11 protein-coding genes are annotated in these 15,519 nt (G+C 67.3%); 9 read left to right on the top strand and 2 right to left on the bottom strand.

Features of this window, described 5'->3' with window-relative positions:
- Positions 1-162 precede the first annotated feature (162 nt).
- The 6 genes from METUNV2_RS0115265 to METUNV2_RS0115240 all read left to right on the top strand — a co-directional run bounded on the left by METUNV2_RS0115265 (position 163) and on the right by METUNV2_RS0115240 (position 10,633).
- Positions 163-837 carry an FKBP-type peptidyl-prolyl cis-trans isomerase gene (locus METUNV2_RS0115265; RefSeq protein ID WP_018230342.1) on the top strand — a complete coding sequence of 225 codons (675 nt, stop codon included), beginning with the start codon at positions 163-165 and terminating at the stop codon, positions 835-837.
- Positions 838-2,646, top strand: coding sequence for an autotransporter assembly complex protein TamA (locus tag METUNV2_RS0115260; RefSeq protein WP_018230341.1), 1,809 nt, complete (start codon positions 838-840; stop codon positions 2,644-2,646). It begins immediately after the preceding gene.
- Positions 2,647-2,814: 168 nt separating this feature from the next.
- Positions 2,815-4,530 carry a type I secretion system permease/ATPase gene (locus METUNV2_RS0115255; RefSeq protein WP_018230340.1) on the top strand — a complete coding sequence of 572 codons (1,716 nt, stop codon included), beginning with the start codon at positions 2,815-2,817 and terminating at the stop codon, positions 4,528-4,530.
- Positions 4,514-5,812, top strand: coding sequence for an HlyD family type I secretion periplasmic adaptor subunit (locus METUNV2_RS0115250; protein ID WP_018230339.1), 1,299 nt, complete (start codon positions 4,514-4,516; stop codon positions 5,810-5,812). The genes METUNV2_RS0115255 and METUNV2_RS0115250 overlap by 17 nt, the downstream gene beginning before the upstream one ends.
- 67 nt (positions 5,813-5,879) lie before the next feature.
- Positions 5,880-9,929: a translocation/assembly module TamB domain-containing protein gene (locus METUNV2_RS0115245; protein WP_018230338.1), complete on the top strand. Its 4,050-nt coding sequence runs from the start codon at positions 5,880-5,882 to the stop codon at positions 9,927-9,929.
- Positions 9,930-10,171: 242 nt separating this feature from the next.
- Entirely contained in the window at positions 10,172-10,633 is a 462-nt protein-coding gene (locus METUNV2_RS0115240; RefSeq protein ID WP_157281435.1) for a hypothetical protein, read from the top strand.
- Between the two features lie 79 nt (positions 10,634-10,712).
- Here the strand turns inward: METUNV2_RS0115240 and METUNV2_RS0115235 are convergent, their stop codons facing one another.
- Entirely contained in the window at positions 10,713-11,702 is a 990-nt protein-coding gene (locus tag METUNV2_RS0115235) for an IS5 family transposase (protein WP_018230336.1), read from the bottom strand.
- 445 nt (positions 11,703-12,147) lie between these two features.
- Here METUNV2_RS0115235 and METUNV2_RS0115230 point away from each other — a divergent pair, with 445 nt between their 5' ends.
- A complete protein-coding gene (locus tag METUNV2_RS0115230; protein WP_018230335.1) occupies positions 12,148-12,447 on the top strand; it encodes a hypothetical protein in 300 nt (99 codons plus the stop codon).
- A gap of 558 nt (positions 12,448-13,005) precedes the next feature.
- Here METUNV2_RS0115230 and METUNV2_RS0115225 read toward each other — a convergent pair.
- On the bottom strand, positions 13,006-14,091 hold the full coding sequence (locus tag METUNV2_RS0115225; protein WP_026188204.1) for an IS110 family transposase: 1,086 nt from the start codon (positions 14,089-14,091) through the stop codon (positions 13,006-13,008).
- Positions 14,092-14,237: 146 nt separating this feature from the next.
- On the opposite strand from METUNV2_RS0115225, the gene METUNV2_RS19695 reads away from it, so the two are divergent.
- Together METUNV2_RS19695 and METUNV2_RS20370 are read left to right on the top strand one after the other, a co-directional pair.
- Positions 14,238-14,621 carry a DUF5071 domain-containing protein gene (locus METUNV2_RS19695; RefSeq protein WP_157281432.1) on the top strand — a complete coding sequence of 128 codons (384 nt, stop codon included), beginning with the start codon at positions 14,238-14,240 and terminating at the stop codon, positions 14,619-14,621.
- A gap of 71 nt (positions 14,622-14,692) precedes the next feature.
- Entirely contained in the window at positions 14,693-14,986 is a 294-nt protein-coding gene (locus METUNV2_RS20370; RefSeq protein ID WP_026188203.1) for a DUF7684 family protein, read from the top strand.
- Positions 14,987-15,519: the final 533 nt, after the last annotated feature.

Here is a 15,519-nt window from a genome sequence, read left to right as displayed (position 1 = left end):
ACACGCCCTCGGCTTGCCCGGATCCGCCCGCCGGTGCGCGTGGAAAATGCCCGTGGCCGGCGCCGCGTCCGGGCCGCCGGATGCGCTGTTTGTCCTGCAAGAGCGTCCAGACCGCCTGTGGCTGGGTAAACTGCCGACCTTTAACCTCAACAGGTCTGAACCATGACTGCCATCACCACCGAAAGCGGCCTCGTCTACGAAGACACCACGCCGGGCACCGGCCACGAAGCGGCCGCGGGCCAGGAAGTCAGCGTCCATTACACCGGCTGGCTGACCGACGGCCGCAAGTTCGATTCGAGCAAGGACCGCAACGACCCCTTCAGCTTCCAGCTCGGCGCCGGGCAGGTGATCCGCGGCTGGGACGAAGGCGTGGCCGGCATGAAGGAAGGCGGCGTGCGCAAGCTCACCATTCCGCCGCAGCTGGGTTATGGCGAGCGCGGTGCCGGCGGCGTCATTCCGCCGAATGCCACGCTGGTGTTCGAGGTTGAGCTGCTGGCGGTGGTGCGCAACGACGGCGAACTGGTGATCGAGGACGTAACCCCGGGCACTGGCAAGGAAGCGCAGCCGGGTCAGCGCGTTACGGTGCATTACACCGGCTGGCTGACCGACGGCCGCAAGTTCGATTCGAGCAAGGACCGCAAGCAGCCCTTCAGCTTCCACCTCGGTGGCGGTCAGGTCATCCGCGGCTGGGACGAAGGCGTGGTCGGCATGAAGGAAGGTGGCGTGCGCAAGCTCACCATTCCGGCCCACCTGGGCTACGGCCGTCGCGGTGCAGGCGGTGTCATTCCGCCGAACGCGACGCTGGTGTTCGAGGTCGAGCTGCTGAGCGCGGGCTGATTGCGCCCGACGCTGCTCCCTCTCCTGCTGGCCTGCCTGCTGGGTGCCGGACTGCCGGCGCACGGGCAGGAGGCGGTCGACCCTGAAGACGTCCCCGACGCAGCCGACAGCGGCGATCTGCCGCTGCCGGAGGCGCCGCTGGCGGTCGATCACGGCCGGCTGGTGATCGAGGCACCGGACCTGCCCGGTCCGGTGCTCGAAATGCTGGAGCGCCACGCCCGTTCGCTTGAACTGCGCGAGCCGCTGGACGACGAGCGCGCCGAGCGGCGAACGCTGCGCCGGGTGCGCCGCGAAATCACCGAACTGCTGGCGACCGAAGGCTGGTTCAGCCCGCAGTTCGACGTCGTCGGCACGCCACCCGTGCTGCGCATCGAGCCGGGCGTGCGCACCACCATCGCCGCAGTAAATATCGAATTCAGCGGCGAACTGGCCGGCGAGCGGCGCGAACAGGCCGAACGGCGCGAGGCCCTGCGAGCGGGCTGGCGGCTGCCGGCCGGCGAGCCCTTCCGTCAGGCCGACTGGTCCGCCGCCAAACAGGTGCTGCTGGAAGAGCTGACCGCGCGCGACTACGCCTCTGGCGTGATCGCCGACAGCCGGGCCGACATCGACCCGGACAGCGCCCGCGCCGAACTGACGGTGGCGCTGGACAGCGGCCCGGCCTTCCGTTTCGGCGACATCGAAGCCACCGGGCTGGCGCTGCACGACCTCGACCTGGTGAAGCGCTACGCCACGATCCGGGCCGGCGATCCGTATTCGACCGAAGCGGTGCTGGCTTTCGAGCGCGCGCTGCTGGCGTCGCCCTATTTCAGTTCGGTGCAGATTCTGGCCGACCCGGACCCGACGCGCGCCGGCGCCACGCCGGTGCGGGTGGCGGTGACCGAGGCGCCGTCGCGCCGGCTGTCTTTCGGCGCCGGCCTGAGCAGCAATACCGGCTATCGCGGCGAGGTCGGCTGGTCCGACAACAATCTGTTCGGCCAGTCCTGGCTGCTGAACAGTGCGGTGCGGCTGGAACAGCTGCGCCAGATCGCCTTTGCCGACGTGATGCTGCCGCCGCACGCCGATGGCTACCGCGACAGCTTCGGCGTGCTGGCCGAGAACGCCGACATCCAGGACCTGATTACCAAGCGCGTCGGCGTTGGCGTGGTGCGCGCGCGGCTGCGCGGCGACATCGAAATCCGCCACTCGCTGTCGCTGCAGCGCGAACAGCGTGAGATCGACGGGCTGGTGCAGAGCACCCAGCAGTCGCTGGCCGCCAACACCTCCTGGACCTGGCGGCGGGTGGATGACCTGTTCAATCCGCACGACGGCTGGGTGCTCAATGCCCAGATCGGCGGTGGCCTCAAGGGCGTGCTGTCCGACGCCAACTTCCTGCGCGGCTATCTGAAGGCGCAGTGGTTCATTCCGGTCGGCCGGCGCGACCAGCTCATCCTGCGCGGCGAAGCCGGCCTGACCGGCGGCGCCACCGGATCACTGCCGCAGGACTTCCTGTTCCGCACCGGCGGCGCGACCACGGTGCGTGGCTACGACTACCTCGAACTGGGCGTGCGTCAGGGCAGTGCCATCGTCGGTGGCCGCGCGCTCGGCGTGGCCAGCGTCGAATACGTGCACTGGGGCTGGGATCAGTGGGGTGCGGCGGTGTTCGTCGATGCCGGCGATGCCGCCGACAGCCGCAAGGACTTCAATCCGGCCTGGGGCGCCGGCGCCGGCGTGCGCTGGCGCTCGCCGGCCGGCCCGATCGCCTTCGATCTGGCCTACGGCGAGCGCGAACGGCAGTGGCGGCCGCATTTTTCGCTGTCGATCGCGTTCTGATCCCTTTCATGAGCCCCCGCATGCGCCTTCTCCGCCCCGCTTTCGCGCTGACTTCGGGACGGATTGCTTGATGCAATCCGGGCAAGCAGTGCGAAGATGGCAGCCCCGAGAACCGGTGGCAGTCCCTCCCTGCCAGCCCCATTCCTGCGACATGCCCGAGATCACCGCATGAACGCCTTCATTCAGGCCTGCCGCCGCCATCTGTTCTGGGCGGCCGTGTTCAGTCTGGTGCTGAACGTGCTCGTGCTGGCGCTGCCCTTCTACACGCTGGAAGTGTTCGACCGCGTGTTCGCCAGCCACAGCGTGCCCACGCTGGTCATGCTCACGCTGGTCACCACCATCGCGCTGGTCGGCATGACCCTGCTCGATCAGGTGCGGGCGCGCCTGCTCATGTCCTGCGCCTTCGGGCTGGACCGCGCGCTCGGCCCGCAGGTGGTGACCCGGCTGTTCGCGGTGGCCGGTTCGCCCGGCCATGCGGCGCAGACCCAGTGCATCCGCGACGTCGCTACGGTGCGCGGCTTCCTCACCGGCCCTGGCGTCATCGCGCTGTTCGATGCACCGTGGGCGCCGCTCTTCCTGCTGCTCATCTTCGTGTTCCACCCGCTGCTGGGCGTGCTGGCCACCGCCGGCGCGCTGGTGCTGCTGGCCTGTGCCTGGCTCAACAGCCGGGTCACCCGTCACTACAACGAGGTGTCGGCGCGGGCCGGTCGCGCGTCGTCGCAGTTCATGGACGCCTCGGTGCGCAATGCCGACGCGGTGCGCGCCATGGGCATGTCGGCCGACCTCGGCCGCCGCTGGAGCGCACTGAACGACCAGGTGCTGCGCACCGCTGCCGCCTCGCAGGCGGCCGGCGCCCCCTGGACCGGCCTCACCCGTTTCGTGCGGCAGTACCTGCAGGTGCTCATGCTGGGCTGCGGTGCCTGGCTGGTGGTGACCGGCGACCTCGGCTCCGGCGTCATGATGGCCGGCACCCTGGTGCTGGCGCGCGCGCTGGCGCCGGTCGAAGCCATCGTGTCGAGCTGGCGCGGTCTGTTCGAATTCATCGAGGCGGTGGACCGCCTGTCCGTGCTGCTCGACGGCAGCGATCAGGTGCGCGAGCCGCATCCGCTGCCGAAACCGACCGGCCGGCTGGAGGTCGAGGCGCTGTCCATGACCGCCGGTCCGCGCGTGCTGCTGCGCGGCGTGAATTGCGCGCTGCAGCCCGGCCAGCAGATGGCGGTGATCGGCCCCAGCGGCGCCGGCAAGACCGCGCTGCTGCGTCTGCTGGCCGGTATCTGGACACCGGCCGGCGGCGCGGTGCGGCTCGACGGAGCGCGCCTGCAGGACTACCCGGCCGACACGCTGGGTGCCGCCATCGGCTACCTGCCGCAGAACGTCGAACTGTTCCCCGGCACGGTGGCCGAGAACATCGCGCGCATGCAGCCGCAGCCGGACGCCGACGCGGTGATCGCCGCCGCCCAGCTGTGCGGCGCGCACGATCTCATCCTGCGTCTGCCGCAGGGCTACGACACCGAGGTGGGTGAGGGCGGCGCCCAGCTGTCCGCCGGCCAGCGCGCCCGGGTGGGCATCGCTCGGGCGCTGTACGGCCAGCCGGCGCTGGTGCTGCTGGACGAACCGAACGCCAACCTCGACGCCGAAGGCGAAGACGCGCTGGTCGACATGCTGGCGCGGCTGCGCGAGCGCGGCCTCACCGTGGTGGTGGTCGCGCACCGGCCGCGCATGCTGCAGGGCATGGACAAGCTGCTGGTGCTGCGCGAGGGCATGGTCGAACAGTTCGGCGACTACGCCGACATCGCCGCCCGTTTCGCCCGCGGTGCCAAGGTTGCTGCGGTGGGCGAGCGGCCGGCTCAGATCGGAGGAGGCGGCCATGGCCATCGAGCTTGATGCGGGTCTGCCCGGCCTGGCCCGCGAGCGCGTGGTGCGCGCCGGCCTGTGGGTGATCGCCGGCACGCTGGCTGCCATGCTGGTCTGGGCCGAACTGGCGCCGGTGTCCGGTGCGGTGGTGGCGGCCGGCGAGGTGAGGGTGTCGGGCGAGCGCAAGACCGTCCAGCACCTCGAAGGCGGCATCGTGGCCGAACTTAAGGTGGCCGACGGCGACGTGGTGCAGGCCGGTCAGGTGCTGCTGGTGCTGGGCGACGCCCGGGTGGACGCCTCGGTCGATGCGCTGCAGAACGAAATCGTGGCCGAGCGCCTGACGCTGGCGCGGCTGGAATCGGAAAAGCGCGAACTGCCCGCGCTCGCGTTGCCGCAGGACCTCACCGCGCAGGCGGCATCGCCGCGCTACCGCAGCCTGATCGAGGGCGAACAGCGGCTGTTCCAGACCCGCCGCAGCAATCTGCGCGAACAGCTTTCGCTGCTCGAAGCCCAGGCCGGCGAAGCCGAGCGCGAAGCGGGCGAGGTACAGCGCCAGGTCGAGGCCGACCAGCGCGCGGTGGCCGCGCTGCGCGAACAGCTGCAGGCGTCGGAAAAGCTGGCCGAGCAGAAATTCATCCAGCACACCCGGCTGCTTGAACTGCGCAGCAACCTCGCGGTGCGCGAAGCCGACATGGCCGAGCATCAGGCCATGCTGTCACGCACGCGGCAGAACATCGGTGACTTCCGGCTGCGCCGCACCCAGGTGCGCGCCGAATTCGTGCAGCGCGCCACCGACGAAGCTCAGCTGTCCGGCCGCAAGCTGCTCGATCTGCAGGCGCGCCTGCATCCGGCGCAGGACAGCCAGCGGCGCAAGGAGGTGGTGGCGCCGGTGGCCGGCCGCGCGGTGAATCTGCAGGTGCACACGGTCGGTGGCGTGGTGAGGCCGGGCGAACCCATCGTGGACATCGTGCCCGAGGCCGGCGCCCTCATCGTCGAGCTGCGCGTTGCGCCGCAGGACGTGGAAGAGGTGCATGCCGGCCAGCCGGCCGAAGTGCGGCTGTCCGCCTACAACGCGCGCACCACGCCGCTCATGCCCGGGCGGGTCATCTACGTGTCGGCCGACCGGCTGGTCGATTCCGCTCGTGGCATGCCCTATTACGTCGTGCATGTGCAGCTCGATCGCAAGCCGGTCGAGCGGGTGGAGCCGGGCATGCCGGTCGAGGCCTTTCTGCGCACCCGCGAGCGCGGCATGCTCGACTATCTGCTCGATCCGGTCATCAACGTCACCCGCCGCTCGATGCGCGAAAGCTGAGGTGGCGAACCCACCGGCCCGGAGGTGGTCAGCCTCCGGGTATCCGCTGGACTCCGTTTCATGACCGATGACTGAACCGCTTCCGCCCACCTCACTGCCCAGCTCACCGCCCGAACCGCCGGCTGCCCCGTCTCCCGCATCGCCGGACGCCGCGAAGCGCCGGCGGCCCCGGCTGTTCGGGCTCGCGCTGACCGATCTGGCGCTGCTCGCGCTGCCTTTTGCCGCGGGCTGGGGGCTGCTCGCCACCGAAACCGGTCTGCGTACGGTGGCGGCGGTGGCCGGGCGCGCGGTGAGCGGCCTGCAGATCGAGGTCGCCTCCGGCAGCCTGCTGTCATCGCCGCGCCTGTCGCGCGTGCTGCATGACGACGGCAGCACCCGCATCGAACTGAGCGCGCTGGCGCTCGACTGGCAACCGTCCGCACTGCTGCGCGGCCGGCTGGTGATCGACCGGCTGGCGGCGGATGTGCTGCGCGTCGCCACATCGCCCAGCGACGCGCCGCCGACCACGCCGGCCAGCCTCGAACTGCCGCTGGCGCTGCAGGCCCGGATCGATGTCGGCCGCATCGAGGTTGGCAGTTACGGTGCGCCGGCCGCCGAGGCGCTGAAGCTCGGCCCGCTGCAGCTCTCTGTCGATTCCGACGGCAGCGCTCACCGCGTCGGCGAACTGTCGCTCGCCACGCCCTGGGGCGCATTGAGTGGCGAAGCAGGCCTCAAGGGCAGCGCGCCCTTCCCGCTGCAGGGCCGGCTGGCGCTGAAGGCCGAGCAGTACGCGGTCGAGGCGGTGCTGGGCGGCACGCTGGCCGAGCGCACCGACGTCGCGCTCACCGCGCAGGGCCACGGTCTGAGTGGCAGCGCCCGGGTGGCGGCGCGACCCTTTGCCGTTCAGCCGCTGCAATCGGCTGCGCTGGCGCTCGACGCCTTCGACCCGCACAGCCTGCACCCGGCGGCGCCGGCCGGCCGCTGGACGGTGAATGCCGAGCTCGCGCCGCGCGGCGACACGCCCACGCCGCTGGTCGGCCGTATCGAGGCACGCAACGCCGAGCCCGGCCGCATCGACCAGGGCCGGGCGCCGGTCACCTCGGTCGCCGCCGACATCGAAGCCGCACCGGAGGCGGTCGACCTGCGCGGACTGGCGATCGCGCTCGCCGGCGGGGGCGGCATCCGGGGTGATGTGGGCTGGCGGCGCGCCGGCACGCTGCCGCTCGAAGCGCTGCTCACGCTGCACGACATCGACACCGCCGCGCTGCACCGGCAGGGCCTGCGCACCCGCATCGGTGGCAAGGTGGCGGTGCAGGCGTCGGACACCCGGCAGCAGTTCGAACTCACGCTGGACGACCGCGGCAGCAGCCGGCTCGCACTGAAGGCCGAGGGCGCGGTGGACGGCAGCCAGCTCACGCTGGCGTCGGCCCGGCTGGCCGCCCGGGGCGCCGAAGCCACCCTGAGCGGCACGCTGGCGCTGGACGACACGCTGGCGTTCAAGGCCGAAGGCCGGCTGCAGCAGTTCGATCCGTCCGCCTTCGTGAAGGCGCCGGCCGCGAAGCTGTCGGCCCGCTTCGACGCCGCCGGCCGCCTGCGCCCGCAGCCCGATCTGCAGGCCGCGGTCGACATCGAACCCAGCGTGCTGGCGGGTGAGCCGCTGGCCGGCCGCGCTCGCGCGCGGCTGCAGGGGCAGCGGCTGTCCGGCGTCGACATCGCGCTGGACTGGGGCGGCAACACGCTGACCGCGCAGGGCGCGTTTGGTGGGAGCAATGGCGGAAACAAGTCGGGTGGCGCACAGGACGCGCTGGACTGGACGCTCGACGCCCGCCGCCTCGGCGCGCTCAAATCATTCACCGGGCAGACGCTGGCCGGCAGCCTCAGCGGCAGCGGCCGGCTCGAAGGCACGCTGGCTGCACCCAATGGCCGCATGACGCTCGCCGCGCGCGCGCTTTCGCTGGGCAGCCTCGGCAGTGTGGCCAGCGCAGACCTGGCCGCCGAACTGGCGCCGGGCGCCGAGGGCCGCATGACGCTGTCGCTCGACGCGGCCGATCTGCGCGCGCCGCAGCTGCCGCAGTCGGTCGAGCGCCTGAAGGCCGACCTCACCGGCACCCGCGCCGCCCATGCGCTCACGCTGGATGTGCTGGCCGCCGCACCGCCGGCCGAGCGCGGCGACACGCCGGTCAAGCCCTCGCTGAAACTCGCCGCCCGCGGCGGGCTGTCTGCAGGCAGCGACGCCACCGGCCCGGCGTGGTCCGGCACGCTGGACCGGCTGGCGCTGGTACTGTCGTCCGAACTGAGTGCCACGCTGGGCGCACCGGCGCGGCTCGCGGCTTCGCCGCAGGCGGTCACGCTGGAAGGCGCCGGCTTCGCGCTGACCGGCGGCGGCGAACTGACGCTGGCGCGCACCGCCTGGACACCCGAGCGCATCGAAGCCGTCGGCCGTGCCCGCGGCGTGCCGCTGCGGCTGGTGTGGCGCGACCGCGCCGCCGGCATCGCGGTGCGTGCGCCGCTGAAGCTCGGCGCCGACTGGTCGCTGTCCGCACTGCTGGCCGGCGACGAGCGGGTGGAGGGCACGCTGGCGCTGTTCCGCGAGGCCGGTGACGTGGTGGTGTCCGGCGACACCCGGGCGGAGCTGGCGCTGTCGGCGGCACGGGTCGATGCACGGCTGGCCGGTCGCGGTGCGAATGTGCAGGCGGTGCTGGCCGGGCCGGACATCGGCGAAATGAAGGCGGAAATTGCCTTGCCGCTGCGCCGTGAAGGCAGCCTGTGGCTGCCCGACCTCGACGCACCGGTGGGTGGCAAGGCCACGCTGGCCGTGCCTTCGCTGGCCTGGATAGGCCGCACGCTGCGGCTGGACATGAGCACCGCCGGCCGCATGAATGGCGACGTCACGCTGGCCGGCACGCTGCGCACGCCGCGCCTGTCCGGCCGGGTCGATGGCGACGCGCTCGCCTTCGCGCTGGTCGACGCCGGCGTGCGGCTGGAGCGCGGCAGCCTGCGCGCCCAGTTCGACGGCGACCGGCTCACGCTGCAGTCGCTCAGCTTCGAAAGCGACAACCGCCGTCCGCCGCCCGACGCGCGACTCGGCGGCAGCGCGCTCACGCGCCAACCGGGCCGGCTGTCGGCCCGGGGCAGTGTCGCGCTCGCCACCACCGCCGCCGACATCGAACTGGACATCCGCCGCTTCGTGCCGCTGCAGGGCGGCGAACAGTGGCTCATGCTGTCCGGCGACGGCCGGCTGCGCGGCTCGGCGAAGGACGGGCTGAAGCTGCAGCTCGGGCTCAAGGCCGACGCCGGCCTCTTTACCGTGCCCGAACAGTCCGCCCCTGCGCTGGGGGATGACGTGGTGGTCAAGGGCCGCACGGTCGACGAGCCGGCCGGCCCGCCGCTCGGGCTGGCCATCGACATCGACCTCGGCGAGCGGCTCTACTTCAAGGGGCGCGGGCTGGACACCCGGCTCGCCGGCCAGCTCGCCCTGCGCGATGAAGGCCGAGGCCTGCGCGCCACCGGCAACATCCGCACCGCCGACGGCCGCTACCGCGCCTACGGGCAGGACCTGGTGATCGAACGCGGCATCATCAGCTTCCAGGGCTCGGTGTCCAACCCTGGCCTCAATGTGCGCGCCATTCGGCCCAATCTGCCGGTGCAGGCCGGCGTCGAGGTCAGCGGCACCGTGCAGAAGCCGCGCGTGCGGCTGGTGTCCGACTCCGCCATGCCGGACAGCGAAAAGCTGTCGTGGATCGTGCTCGGCCGAGGTCAGGACCGCGCCGGCGGCTCCGACCTGTCGCTGCTCGCCACCGCCGCCAGCGCGCTGCTCGGCGGCGAGGGCGAAGGCGTCACCGGCTCGCTCGCCCAGGCCCTGGGCCTGGACCAGATCGCGCTCACCCAGAGCAGCACCAGCACCGGTCCGCGCAGCCAGGTGGTCAGTTCATCCAGCAGCACCAGCACCGTCGGCGGCCAGGTCGTCAGCGTCGGCAAGCGCCTGTCATCGAACGCCCTGCTCACCTACGAACAGGGCGTGGCCGGCGCCACCAGCATCGTCAAGCTCACCTGGAACCTCACCCGCCACCTCGCGCTGATCGGCAGCACCGGCACCGAACAGGCGGTGGATGTGCGGTACGTGTTCTCGTTCAAGTAGGGCGTCTGCGCCACCGCCGCTTGCTTATACATTCCGTGCATAATTGAATGGAATTTCCTGGGGCTGCGGGCGCCGGTGGGCGGGTGTCCGGTTTCAGTGCTTTTTTCGTAGCGTGAGTAAACGTCGTGTCGAGCGGAGCTCGTTGAAATGCATGTGAAATCCGTTTTCCGGTTTGTTCGCTTATCCGGACAGCGTCCGTCTTATTGGACGAATATGTCGTCCACCTCACGTTAGAGATACCCATGGCACGTCCACATCAACAACAGCGTACAAACCCAACTGACAATCAGGAGTCGCCAGCTAAATCCGAAAATGTTTCTGCTGGCGATTCAATTTGGAAGCAACTACTTATCGCATTGTTTGGCGGCTTCATCGCGGCTGGTACAACCCTTCTCGGGTCCAAGCTTGCGGCAACACAGCAGGAAATTGCCTTCAAGAGTGAGAAGTACTTTGGAGTTCAAAAGGACCTATTGGACAAGCGATTCACGTTGATGGAGCGTTTCATCCAAATCAGCCAAAAAGACATCATCCTGAACTCCCTTGATATGAATGAGCAGCTTCATCTCCTTGACCTTCAAAATTCCGTTAAGACGAAAAATGCTGCTGAAGCTACGAAGAAGATTGCTAGGGAAACGCTGATCAAAGCCACCCTTCCGGGATTTTTCGTCCGTGAGGCAGCAACTCCGAAATTCGCATCGTCATGACATCGAATTTCGGCTCTTTTTCAGCCCCGAATCATCGACCCGAGGCCCTTTCGGGGTTCATCGCCCCGATTTCTCGCCCTCAGGACGCACCTGTCCTGTAGGGCGCGCACAGACTTCTCTGCGACAGCACCAGATTCGCCATCGCGAACAGCACATGCAACTGCGCCGCGTTCTTCGCCAGACCCTTGTAGCGGCACTTGCGATGCCGGAACAGGTTCTTCACCACATGGAACGCGTGCTCGACCTTCGAGCGGATGCTCGCCTTGGCGTGCTCCGCCTGCTCGATGAGTTGGCGTCTCGGGTCCGTCTTGTCCAGCCTCTTGTAAGTCGTACGCCGGCGTGCGATCACGAATTCGGCCGGGCAGTCTTTCAGTTCGGGACGCTTGCCTGCACCCTGGTAACCAGCGTCGGCATGCACGTGCTTCTCCTCACCATGCAGCAGCTTGTGCGTCTGGCTCACGTCGGACGCGTTCGCCGCCGTGGCGGCAAGCGAATGAACGATGCCGGTGTGCGCATCCGTACCGATATGCGCTTTCATGCCGAAATACCACTGCTTGCCCTTCTTCGTCTGGTGCATGTCGGGGTCGCGCTCGCCCTCCTTGTTCTTCGTCGAGGGGGGCGCAGCGATCAAGGTGGCGTCGACGATCGTGCCTTCGCGCAGGATCAGCCCTTGCTGACCGAGCTGTTCGCGGATCAGCGCGAAGATGCGCACCGGCATCTCGTGACGTTCGAGCAGGCGGCGAAATTTCAGCAGCGTGGTGGCATCGGGTGCCTGACGCTCGATCAGGTCGATGCCCACGAAGCGACGCACCGCGATGCTGTCGACGATGGCATCTTCAATTCCTTCGTCCGACAGGCCCAGGCAGTTCTGGCACAGATACATGCGCAGCATCGTTTCCAGCCCGACCGGCGGACGACCGCGCTCGCCGCGGTAGTAGTGCGGCTCGATCAATGCCACCAGCTGCGACCACGGCACCAGACGATCCAGGTCGGTCAGAAACTTCTCCCGCCGCGTCGGCTTGCGGCGCGCCGAGTACTCGAGATCGGCGAAGCTGGTTTGCTGTTTCATCGGGAGGGTTGAGCGTATCGGGATGACTTGGGCATTCTACGGGGACGGGGTTAAATCAGTGTTTCCCTAGCGGAATTCAAGAAACTGAGAAATACAGCGCGCTTAAGGCCGAGTACATCACTGTTATTACGATGGCAAAGGCAATCTTCGGCCCGGAAACCAGGAAGGCAATCGATGCGCTCCTTTCTGCAAGTAATCCAAAGGTATGGAAAGCAGACGCCAAATATGTCGAAAACGTAGCACTCGCGATGTCTAGCGAACTTACATATGGGCTATCTTCCGTGCCAGCCAGTACCCATGCGGAATAGTATCTCTAACCCTGCGTTCGAGGCGACCTGCGCGAAAAGCCGCGCAGGCGCCTCAACTCTACGTTAGAGCTCACATGCCCAACAATTGGCCACGCGCAAGCTATTTCAACTCGGGCACTGCCGCGGCGAGAAATGTCATGCGCGAGCTCGAGCTCGTCGATCGCAAGAATTGGTATGAGCTGTATCGCCGGGTCGAGGACGGAACACACTGGCGCCTTGACGCTGAAGACAAGTTCCAACAGCGCTACCTCGTCCAAATCGATGAACTTGGTGGCTGGGAGTCATTCGACTCTTCGGCGCTAGAGAAGCAGCTTCTGCTGGAGAGTCGAACTGGTCTTGGGTCCGATGAGTGCATCTGCGCCGGCTGCGTCAGTTTGGCCCTTCTTGGGTCAGCCTTTTGCCTCAATCACACCTATGAGCGTGGGGTGCGAAAGTGAGCTCTAACCAGTCGTATATGGACTCCCCCCAAAATCAAGACTGACCGATAGTCTGGTTTTCCCGGGTAGATCACTGGCAGTCGTATATCCGGCATCCGTAGTGGGTTCTGAGTGACCCGTGCCGACATGGAATCTGCGCGGGGCGCGCCAATCGATACAAACGGCACGCATTTCGCTGCCGGAAGAGTTATCGGCGTTCGTCCCCATGGGTGTGACCCGGTTGGCCATGATGGGCGATCTGTCTCGTGGCAAGCGGTGGCGGGAGGGGGTGACTCTGCTCAGGGAGCCACAGCGTATATGGACTCCCCCCAAAATCAAGACTGACCGATAGTCTGGTTTTCCCGGGTAGATCACTTGCAGTCGTATATCCGGCATCCGTAGTGGGTTCTGAGTGACCCGTGCCGACATGGAATCTGCGCGGGGCGCGCCAATCGATACAAACGGCACGCATTTCGCTGCCGGAAGAGTTATCGGCGTTCGTCCCCGTGGGTGTGACCCGGTTGGCCATGATGGGCGATCTGTCTCGTGGCAAGCGGTGGCGGGAGGGGGTGACTCTGCTCAGGGAGCCACAGCGAACGAAGCCCGGTCTGCCTTTCTTGCCAGCCGGGGTTGCGGTTCACCGTAGGCGGTGGCATCGCGCAGCACGCTGTAGCAGATGCGTGCGAGCTTGTTGGCCAGCGCGCATGCGGCCTTGTTGTGGTGGGTACGCGCCTGGATATTCACCGCCCACTGGCGCAGCGCGTCCAGGTGACGGTCGGCCCTGGCGGCGAGCGTGGCGGCTCTGAGGCAGGCACGCGCGCCGTGCGTGAGCAGCATGCGCAGATATTTGTCGCCCTGCTTCGAGATGCGTCCGAGCTTGCGGGTCAATCCCGACGAGTGTTCGCGTGGCGTGAGCCCGAACCAGCTCGCGAAGTGGCGGGCATCCCTGAAGTGACTGACCGAGCCGCCGGTGGCCGCGACCATCGCGGTGGCAGTGAGCAGCCCGATGCCGGGAATGGTGAGCAGCCGGGTGCAGGCTGCGCTCTGCCGCGCGAGCTGCGACAGTTCCTGTTCCAGTCGCGCGATGCGTGCTTCGAGCAGACGGATCTCGTCAAGCAGCAGTTTCATCGATTCGCGGATGAGCGCCGGCAGGGCGCTGTCCGGGTCGGCCAGCAGCCGGCCCATCGTCTCCAGCCCGGTACGGGCGCCGACCGGCACGATGAGGCCGAACTCCCGGCAGAAGCCCCGCAGCGCATTGATGCGCGAAGTGCGCGTGCTCATCCACAGCGAACGGATGCGGTGCAGGCCCTGCAGCGCCTGCTGCTCGACCGACTTCACTCGCACGGGAGTGATGTCGGCATTGCGGGCGGCTTCGAGCAGCGCGAGCGCATCGGCGGCGTCGGTCTTGTTGCGCCGGACGTAGGCGCGCACATAGGCCGCGGGCAGCAGGCGAACCTCGATGCCGCGCGCCCCGAGCCAGCGCGCCCAGTGGTGCGCCGAGCCGCAGGCTTCCATGATGACGAGCGAGACGGCGCGGTTGTTGAAGAAGGCTTCGAACTGGCGACGGTTCAGCCGATGAGATTCGACCGGTTTCCAATCGTCATGGGCAACGACAAGTTGAAATACACTCTTGGCCAGATCCACTGCAACGGTCGTAGCATTCATGAATGGACTCCTCCGTGTGAAGGCCGATCCCCGTTCCCGCGAGCACCGGCTGCGCACATTGGGCGCGCAAAGAACGGGGGAGTCCATCCCATCAATCGAGCGGACATGCCCCGGCAAGCCGGGTCGGGCCTCTCATGTCAAACGCTATGCGTCCTGATTCCGCATTCATTCCACACGACAAGTTTGATCTAGTGGCAGCGAACGCTGCTGCCGGGGCAGACTGGTCGCAGATTGAGCAGGTCGCAGAGCAACTCTTGCAGTGGGTTCAGGACGTCAATTGGCCTGTGGCGAGAGTCTTGGCCCCATTCCTAGCGGGCATCGGTGCACCGCTCGCTCCTCACATCCGTCGAGTATTGGCGGGTGACGACGAAGTGTGGAAATACAGCCTCATTGGATCGGTCGTGGCGCACTCACAAGACCTAGTTCTGGCTCTCCGCTCAGAACTCGAACGCATCGCGTATGAACCAACACCATCCGAGCGTGCTGAAGAAGTTTCCAACATCGCCCGCGAAGCGCTGGGCCAACAGTGAACCAGCCGCATAACCTGTCATTCAAGCGGACCGCCTGCGGCGGCCGCCCAATTTCACGTTAGACCGCAGCAATGCACCATCCTGGAAAGGTTGTCCTCGTATCTACCACCGGGTACTCGCCGGAACGCGGGGATCCTGTGCTGGCCGAACTCGTGGCGAGCAAAGTCAGTTTGGTCTGTGCGGTCGGTCGCGATGCGCCTGCATGGGAAGAGGCTCTGGACTGGCTCTGCACTGATGAACTGCGAAGGTCGAACCATTTGATCGTCACCACTTCCCACCCGGGCGAAACACTGGAAGAGGTGTTGGCGTTCGCGGAGGCGTTCCACACAGAGCAAACGCACGAGGTTGAGGTCTTGTATGTCTAAGCTGGTCTTGGTTGCGCAAAGGCTGTGGTCTAACCAGTTGCTCGAGCCGACTCGCGTCGGCAGGCCGCCGCTCGTGGCTCAGCTTCAACGTTAGACGTCGTGGCTGCCCTCCCGTATCAGCGCCCTGTCTCGGAGGGTGTCTGTTCCTATGACGGAGCGGCTGAGTACCCTGTCTTCGTCATCGAGCAGAACTACGACTACTTTCACGCCATGTACGAGGCTGACGGCATGCTCGAGAGTGGAGAGATGCCTCAACTTAACTCCGAGGGCAAGGCTTACTACTTGCTCTTTGGCGCACTGCCGCAGACTAGGCCCTTTGGCGTTAGCAGCATGGGAACCTTCGCGTCGCTCGCCGAAGCCAAAGGTTGGGCGCAAGAGCACCTCTCGTACTTTGTGCGTTGGCTCTAGTGATGCCGTCTAACCAATCTTTCCAGCGGACTGCCTTCGGCGGCCGTTGAACTCAAACGTTGAGGCTGTAGAAAAAACCCACCCATCCCGCCGCCGTTCACATGCCGTCGTTATGATTGCGCATC

The organism is Methyloversatilis universalis EHg5, from assembly GCF_000378945.1.
Lineage (GTDB): Bacteria > Pseudomonadota > Gammaproteobacteria > Burkholderiales > Rhodocyclaceae > Methyloversatilis > Methyloversatilis universalis_A.
Note: the sequence above shows the minus strand (reverse complement) of the source record. Positions and strands in the feature narration are given on the sequence as shown.